Here is a 6794-nt window from a genome sequence, read left to right as displayed (position 1 = left end):
ATGAGCGTCGACGGCACCCTGGTGCCGCTGGGCACACCCAAACAGCGGGCGGTGCTGGCGATGCTGCTGATGAACCGCAACAACCCGGTCGGCGTCGACCGGCTCATCACCGCCCTGTGGGACGAGTCGCCACCGTCGGGGGCGCGGGCCAGCATCCACTCCTACGTGTCCAACCTGCGAAAGTTGCTGACCGGTGCCGGCATCGACCCGCGCACGGTGCTGGTCGCGGCACCGCCGGGTTACCGGCTCAACGTCGCCAACGACCGTTGCGATCTGGGCCGGTTCATCGCCGAGAAGACCGCCGGCGTGCAGGCGGCGGCCGCCGGCCGGTTCGAGCAGGCCAGTCAGCACCTGTCGGCCGCCCTGGCCGAATGGCGCGGCCCGGTGCTCGAGGACCTGGACGGCCTTCGCTTCGTCGACGCCTTCACCGCGTCGCTGGTCGAGGAGAAGATCCTGGCTCACACCGCGCAGGCCGAGGCCGAAATTGCCTGCGGACGCGCCTTTACCGTGATCACCGAACTGGAAGCCCTGACGGCCGAGCATCCTTACCGCGAGCAGCTGTGGGCCCAATTGATGACCGCCTACTACCTCGCCGACCGCCAATCCGACGCGTTGGCGGCCTATCGGCGCGTGCAGAAATCGCTGGCCGATGACCTCGGGATCGACCCCGGCCAGAACCTGCGCGCCCTCAACGACCAGATCCTGCGCCAAGAGCCGCTGGACGTGAAGAAGAACGCCATGACGACCGCGGCGGTCGCGATCACCGTGCTTGAGCACTACCCGACCGACGACAAGGTGGCCGCTTATCTGCACGAGGTGTCCGGACGCAGTTATCCGCTGCGGGGATCGACAACCATTGGGCGGCTTGGCGACAACGACATCGTGCTCGACTCCCCCAAGGTCAGCCGGCATCATGCCGTCATCGTCGACACCGGAAACGGTTACATCATCGACGACCTGCGGTCCTCGAACGGCGTGCACGTGCGGGAGCAACGGATCCGTTCCGCAGCCACCCTGCGGGACGGCGACCGCGTGCGGATCTGCGACCACGAATTCACCTTCCAGGTCGCCGCTGACCACGAAGACGAGGCCTGAGAGCACGGCGAGCCGACCCGCGCTGACACGCGCGGCGATTGTTCCCGTTATCGTGCGGTGGGACGCCTGCGCGCTTACCGTCATGATTGCTCAGTCACGGGTTGCGATCGTGTGTCTGCCCGCAAAGTCTCGAAAGAGACCGGCAGGCTAGGGGTTGGGTTGGAAGGATGAGGAATGAGTGACGAGCAGTCCTCACGGGCGGGGTCGATGTTCGGCCCCTACCACCTAAAGCGGCTGCTGGGCCGCGGTGGGATGGGTGAGGTCTACGAGGCCGAACACACCGTCAAAGAGTGGACGGTCGCGGTCAAACTCCTGTCCGAAAGCTTCAGCCGGGACCCGGTGTTTCGCGAGCGGTTGAAACGCGAAGCCCGCACCGCCGGTCGTTTGCAGGAACCGCACGTGGTGCCGGTGCACGACTACGGCGAAATCGACGGCCAGATGTTCCTCGAGATGCGTTTGGTCGAGGGCACCGACCTGGACAGCGTGCTCAAACGCTTCGGCCCGCTGACTCCACCGCGCGCGGTCGCCATCATCACCCAGATCGCGTCGGCGCTCGATGCCGCGCACGCCGCCGGCGTGATGCACCGCGACATCAAACCGCAAAACATTCTCATCACCCGTGACGACTTCGCCTACCTGGTCGACTTCGGCATCGCCAGCGCCACCACCGACGAGAAGCTGACGCAGCTCGGCACCGCGGTCGGCACCTGGAAATACATGGCGCCAGAACGGTTTTCGGACGCGGAAGTCACCTATCGCGCCGACATCTACGCGCTGGCCTGCGTGCTGTTCGAGTGCCTGACCGGGACGCCGCCCTACCGCGCCGACAGCGCCGGGGTGCTGGTCTCCGCTCACATGATGGACCCCATCCCCGCGCCCAGCGCGCAGCGCCCAGGGGTCCCGAAGGCCTTCGATGTGGTGATCGCCCGCGGCATGGCCAAGAAGCCGGAGGATCGCTACGCCAGCGCGGGTGATCTGGCCCTGGCCGCCAAGGAAGCGTTGAGCAACCCCGACCAGGACCGCGCCGCCACCATCTTGCGCCGCAGCCAAGAAGCCGCACTGCCCGCCGCCGACTACCCCGGCGCGGGAGCCCACGCCGCCGCGGCGCCCCCGCAGCCGTTCGGGCCGACGTTCAACACCCCGCCGCCGTCGCCGTTCGACCCGCCGTCGGCCCCCAGTTCCGGTCCGATACCGGCGCACGGCGGTCAGGCGTGGACCCCGACCAGCGGGCCGATCCCGGCGGCCGGTCAGCCGTATTACCAAGGCACCAATGCCAACTGGGGCGCGCCGCCCCAGTTCACCAGTTCGACGCCCTGGGGTCAGCCCCCGCCCAAACCGCACCGCTCGATCTGGCCGATCATCGCGGCCGTCGCCGTGGTGCTCGTCGTGATCGCGACCGGGGTCGGCATCTGGCTTGTCGTTCGCCCCAAGCCGGAACCACCGCAGGCCGCCCCGCTGGGCCCCGAACGCCTCAGCGGCCTGCTGCTCGGCCCGGCCGACATCAACGGTGTGATGGGCTCGTCGTCGATGCAGCCGGGCAAACCCATCACGTCGACGGACAGCTCCTCGGTGACGGTCTCCGCGCCCGATTGCCAGGGGGCGCTGTACACCACGCAGGACCCGGTCTATGCGGGCACCGGCTACTCGGCGGTCAGCGGCCTGGTGTCCTCAGAGGCGGGCGACAACTACGACCACTGGGTCAACCAGGCCGTGGTGCTGTTTCCCTCCGCCGACAAGGCCAAGAGTTTCGTGCAGACCTCCGCGGACAAGTGGAAAGGCTGCGCCGGCAAGACGGTGACCGTCACCAACAAGAGCAAGACCTATCGGTGGACGTTCGCCCAACTTCAGGGCAGTCCACCGAAGATCACGCTGATGGACACCCAGGAGGGCGCCGACGGCTGGGAGTGCCAGCGAGCGCTCAGCGTGGCCAACAACGTGGTCGTCGACATCAACGCCTGCGGGTACCACATCAGCGATCAGGGCGCCCAGATCGCCGACAAGATCGTCGCCAAGATCGACAGCGAGAAGCCCGAGGGCTGAGGCGCTACCGGCCTTGTCAGGACTGCAGATCGGGGCCCTGCGCGCGTAGGTCGTCGACGGCCGACATGGCGCCGCGCAGTTTGGCCAGCCACTCTTCGGCGTGCTCGCCGACCAGCTTGACCGACCAGGCCAGAGCGTCGGCGCGGGACCGGGCGACGCCGGCGTCCACCAGCGTGTCGAGCACCTGGCGTTCGGGTTGCTTCAGCCGCGTCATGACCGGTACGGCGATGTGGGTGAACAGGATTCGCTCGGCGCCGGCCGTGGAAGCGACCTCGACACCCCAGGAGACCTTGCGGCCGTAGCGATCCTGCGCTTCGTCGGCGATGCGCATGCGCTCCGAGCGGGTGTCCTCGCGGAACCGCGACGCCCGTCCGGCCGCGCGAGCCTCGCTCGCTTCGCCTTCCGCGCTGTCTGGGTCCGGGAGCTTGCCGATGACGGTGATCTCTTCGCGGTCGACGACCACCGTGGGGTCGCCGTCGAACCAGCTTTCCGGGAGACGTCCGGCGAACCACTCCGCGGCGTCGCTGGCGTCGGGTTGCTGGGCTTGCTGCCAGCCGCCGGGGCGGCCGTACCGCCTTTGTGTGTGATGGGCTTTCATGATTACATAATTACACCGTTACACCTGTTAGGGAACCGCCTTTCACCGGCAGCGAAACGACCCACCGGCGCGGACGTGTGGGCGGGTGTCGCCACGCCGTCGCAAGCGGTTCTCCACGACGCGGACCGCCCCGGAAAACCGTTGATCCGCGCTGTTGGTCGGCGTATTTTGGTTAGCGAAGCAGGCCCGGGAAGCGACCAATTCGAAGCGCTGGAACACGGGGTAGGAATCCGGCCGCGTAGGACACGCATAAGACGTCGTCAAACGCCCCCTAGAGTCGCACCGGGCCTGCCCATGCGTCGGGCACCTTTCTCGCCCGGGCAGCGCGGGCCCGTCAGTCGCCGTCGCCGCGCCGCACGCGGAAGAGCTTCACCTCGTTCTTGATGCCCTTGAGGCGCCGGGCGCCGGCGAATGAACCGGAGAACTCACCGCTGTCGCCGATGACGTCCCACACCGAATCCGCGACCAGGACCGTGCCCGGGCGCGCCACGTTGGTGACGCGGCTCGCCACGTTGACCGGGCTGCCGAACCAGTCGCCGGCCCGGCTGACCGCCATGCCGGAGGCCACCCCGGCCCGCAGCCGGGGGAAGTCGTTGTCGGTGTCGACGGCCTCGACGAGCTTGACGATGACGTCGAGCAGCGGCAGCGGATCAGGGCAGACGAACATGACCGCGTCACCGATGGTCTTGATGAACCGCACCGGCGGCACCGTCATGTCCCGGGCGAGGATGGCCAGCCGGTTGGCCAGATGTCCCAGTTCCTCGGGCGACACCGCCTCACCGATCCGGGTGAAGCCGACCAGATCCGCGAAGGCAACGGTGATCTGGCGCGCCCCGGGCAGCGGCTCGCCGGCGGCCCGCTCCGCGGCGTTGATCGCCTCGGTTTCCATCATGTGGCGCAGCTGCATGAACAACATGTGCTCGATCATCGGGCCGAGCATGGGCGCGATCTGTCCCACCAAAGCCTTTGACGCCTTGGCGATTTCGAGCTCGCTGTTACCCGGCCGCATGATCGCCGAGAGCGCCGTGTAGCGCATGACTTCGGCGGCCCGCGACAGGCCTTCGGCCAGTACCCGAACCACGAGAACCACCTGCTCGGGATCCAGCCCCAGCTCGACGAATCGCTGGGCGAAGGCGGCGGCTTCGCCGTCGGCGCGCATGTGAACGACCGCGTCGGGGTCGTCCACGCGAACCAGGCCGATCGCGCGCTGCACGCGCTGCAACAGCCCCAGGTCGATGCCGTGGGTCTCGCTGATCTCCCGGGTGGACACGTAGGTGCCGTCATCGCCGATCAGATGGCGGGTGGCCAGCAGCAGGGGCGGATTGGTGGTGCGGATCTCCTCGGTGGTGATGCCCTGCTCGAGCAGCCACCGCACCAATTCGGCGCGCTCGGTGCGCGCGGTTCCCTCGAGCCCCTCGAGCAAATCGTCGATGTTCTGGTCGGCCCCGTCCTGCACGTTCGTCAACCTACAACGCGGGCCAGCCAGGATGTGGGGTGATGAACACACCGCCGCTGCGGGGATTCCCGCCGGTCGTCGATGAGCGAGCCCGGACACTGATCCTGGGTTTGGTGGCCGGCAGTACTAGGCCAATCGGCGCGGCGGCTATGACACCGGCGGTCGCCGCAGGGCCCACGGTCGGGCGGCTTCGATCTGCGCCGACAGCGACAGCAGCGTCGCCTCGTCGTATGGCCTGCCGACGAGTTGGACCGACAACGGCAGGCGGTCGCCATCGAGGTCCCACGGCACCACCGCTGCGGGCTGCCCGGTCAGGTTCCAAACCTGTTGGTAGGGAACGTATCGACCGACCCTCAGCAGCGTCGACACCGCGCCGCGGCGTTGATAGGCGCCGATGCGCGACGGGCCCGTCGCCGTGCCGGGCGTGACGACGACGTCGACGTCGTCGAAGATCGCCTGGATCCGCGAGACCACGCCATCCTCGTTGGCCCGGATCGCCTCCATCCGCCGGTCCGAAAAGAACGAACCGAGGCGGGCGATGTTGCGGGTGCGCGCCTCCAGGCGTTCCGGATGGGCCAGCGCGTCCGCGTCGTCGCAGATACCGCGCAGATACCGAGGCAGATAGTTGGCAAACATCGCCGAGGCCGGATACTCGGGATCGGCCCTGATGACGTCATGGCCCAGGTCGCGCAGCAGCGCACCGGCCTGCTCGACCGCCGTCAGCTCCGCCTTGCCCACCCGGACCGGCAACGGGGTTGGCACCTTGGTGCTCAACGCAATTCGCAACCGGCCGGGGCTGCGGCCCGCCGCCGTCACGAACTCCCCTTCGGGACCGGCCACCGTCGACGTCGCATCCAGGAACACCGCCGCGTCCAGCACCGTGCGCGCGATCGGGCCGTTGACGCTCAGCCCGTACCAGGCATCGTCGTGCGGTTCCAACGACACCCGGTCGCGCTGCGGCTTCAAGCCGAACAGCCCGCACCACGTCGCCGGGATGCGAATCGAGCCGCCCCCGTCGGATCCCAAGGCCAGCGACGCCAACCCGGCGGCGACCGCGGCGGCGCTTCCCCCGCTACTGCCGCCCGGGGTGCGGGTGGGGTTCCACGGGTTGCGGGTGGCGCCGAAGGTCATCGACTCGGTGTAGGGCAGCATCATCAGCTCGGGCACATTGGTCTTGCCGATGATCACCGCACCCGCGGCGCGCAGCCGGCGCACCACCTCCGCGTCGGAGGTGACAGCGGGCCGGTGTCCGCCGCTGCCGAACGTCGTCACCTGCCCGGCGACGTCGACGTCGTCTTTGATCGCGACCGGCACGCCGAGCAACGGCAGCCGCTCGCCCGCGTCCAGACGCTCCTGCGCCGCGGCGGCCTCGTAACGAGCTTGATCGGCGAGCACCACGCGGTAGCACCGCAGCTGGCTGTCCAGCCGCGCTATCCGCTCCAGGTAGACCTCGAGCAACTCCGGCGCGGTCAGTTCACCGTCGGCCAGCATGCGCGCTTGTGCCGCCGCGCCGGCGAACGCGAGATCGTTCACCGCGGCAGCGTATCCCGCGATTCGAGGCAGGCCCCGGATGGTCTCGGCGTGGCCATGGCGAAGCAGCCAGTA

General features: G+C 68.5%; 5 protein-coding genes and 1 pseudogene. 3 read left to right on the top strand and 3 right to left on the bottom strand.

Going from position 1 to position 6794, the window contains the following annotated elements; translation table 11 throughout:
- The coding region (locus tag A5622_RS17855; RefSeq protein WP_082994622.1) for a BTAD domain-containing putative transcriptional regulator at positions 1–1095 on the top strand (1095 nt) is incomplete at its 5' end.
- Positions 1096–1269: 174 nt separating this feature from the next.
- Positions 1270–3135 (top strand): serine/threonine-protein kinase PknH/PknJ, encoded by a 1866-nt coding sequence (locus A5622_RS17850; protein ID WP_066880349.1) that lies wholly within the window; start codon positions 1270–1272, stop codon positions 3133–3135.
- Positions 3136–3151: 16 nt separating this feature from the next.
- On the opposite strand, the gene A5622_RS17845 is transcribed toward A5622_RS17850, so the two are convergent.
- Positions 3152–3733, bottom strand: a complete 582-nt coding sequence (locus tag A5622_RS17845) for a hypothetical protein (protein ID WP_066863931.1) — start codon at positions 3731–3733, stop codon at positions 3152–3154.
- Positions 3734–4067: 334 nt separating this feature from the next.
- Positions 4068–5198 carry an adenylate/guanylate cyclase domain-containing protein gene (locus A5622_RS17840; protein WP_156748906.1) on the bottom strand — a complete coding sequence of 377 codons (1131 nt, stop codon included), beginning with the start codon at positions 5196–5198 and terminating at the stop codon, positions 4068–4070.
- 32 nt (positions 5199–5230) lie between these two features.
- On the opposite strand from A5622_RS17840, the pseudogene A5622_RS29255 reads away from it, so the two are divergent.
- Positions 5231–5300, top strand: a pseudogene (locus tag A5622_RS29255) (DNA-deoxyinosine glycosylase); the annotation flags it as partial.
- Between the two features lie 36 nt (positions 5301–5336).
- Here the strand turns inward: A5622_RS29255 and A5622_RS17835 are convergent.
- Entirely contained in the window at positions 5337–6722 is a 1386-nt protein-coding gene (locus A5622_RS17835) for an amidase (protein ID WP_082972053.1), read from the bottom strand.
- Between the last annotated feature and the right edge of the window lie 72 nt (positions 6723–6794).

Source organism: Mycobacterium sp. 1245801.1 (genome assembly GCF_001673055.1).
Lineage (GTDB): Bacteria > Actinomycetota > Actinomycetes > Mycobacteriales > Mycobacteriaceae > Mycobacterium > Mycobacterium europaeum_A.
This window is presented reverse-complemented; position numbering and strand designations above follow the sequence as displayed.

Coding starts and splice junctions, on each gene's coding strand:
- A5622_RS17850 (WP_066880349.1), top strand. CDS start 1,270: ATGAGTGACGAGCAGTCCTCACGGGCGGGGTCGATGTTCGGCCCCTAC.
- A5622_RS17845 (WP_066863931.1), bottom strand. CDS start 3,733: ATGAAAGCCCATCACACACAAAGGCGGTACGGCCGCCCCGGCGGCTGG.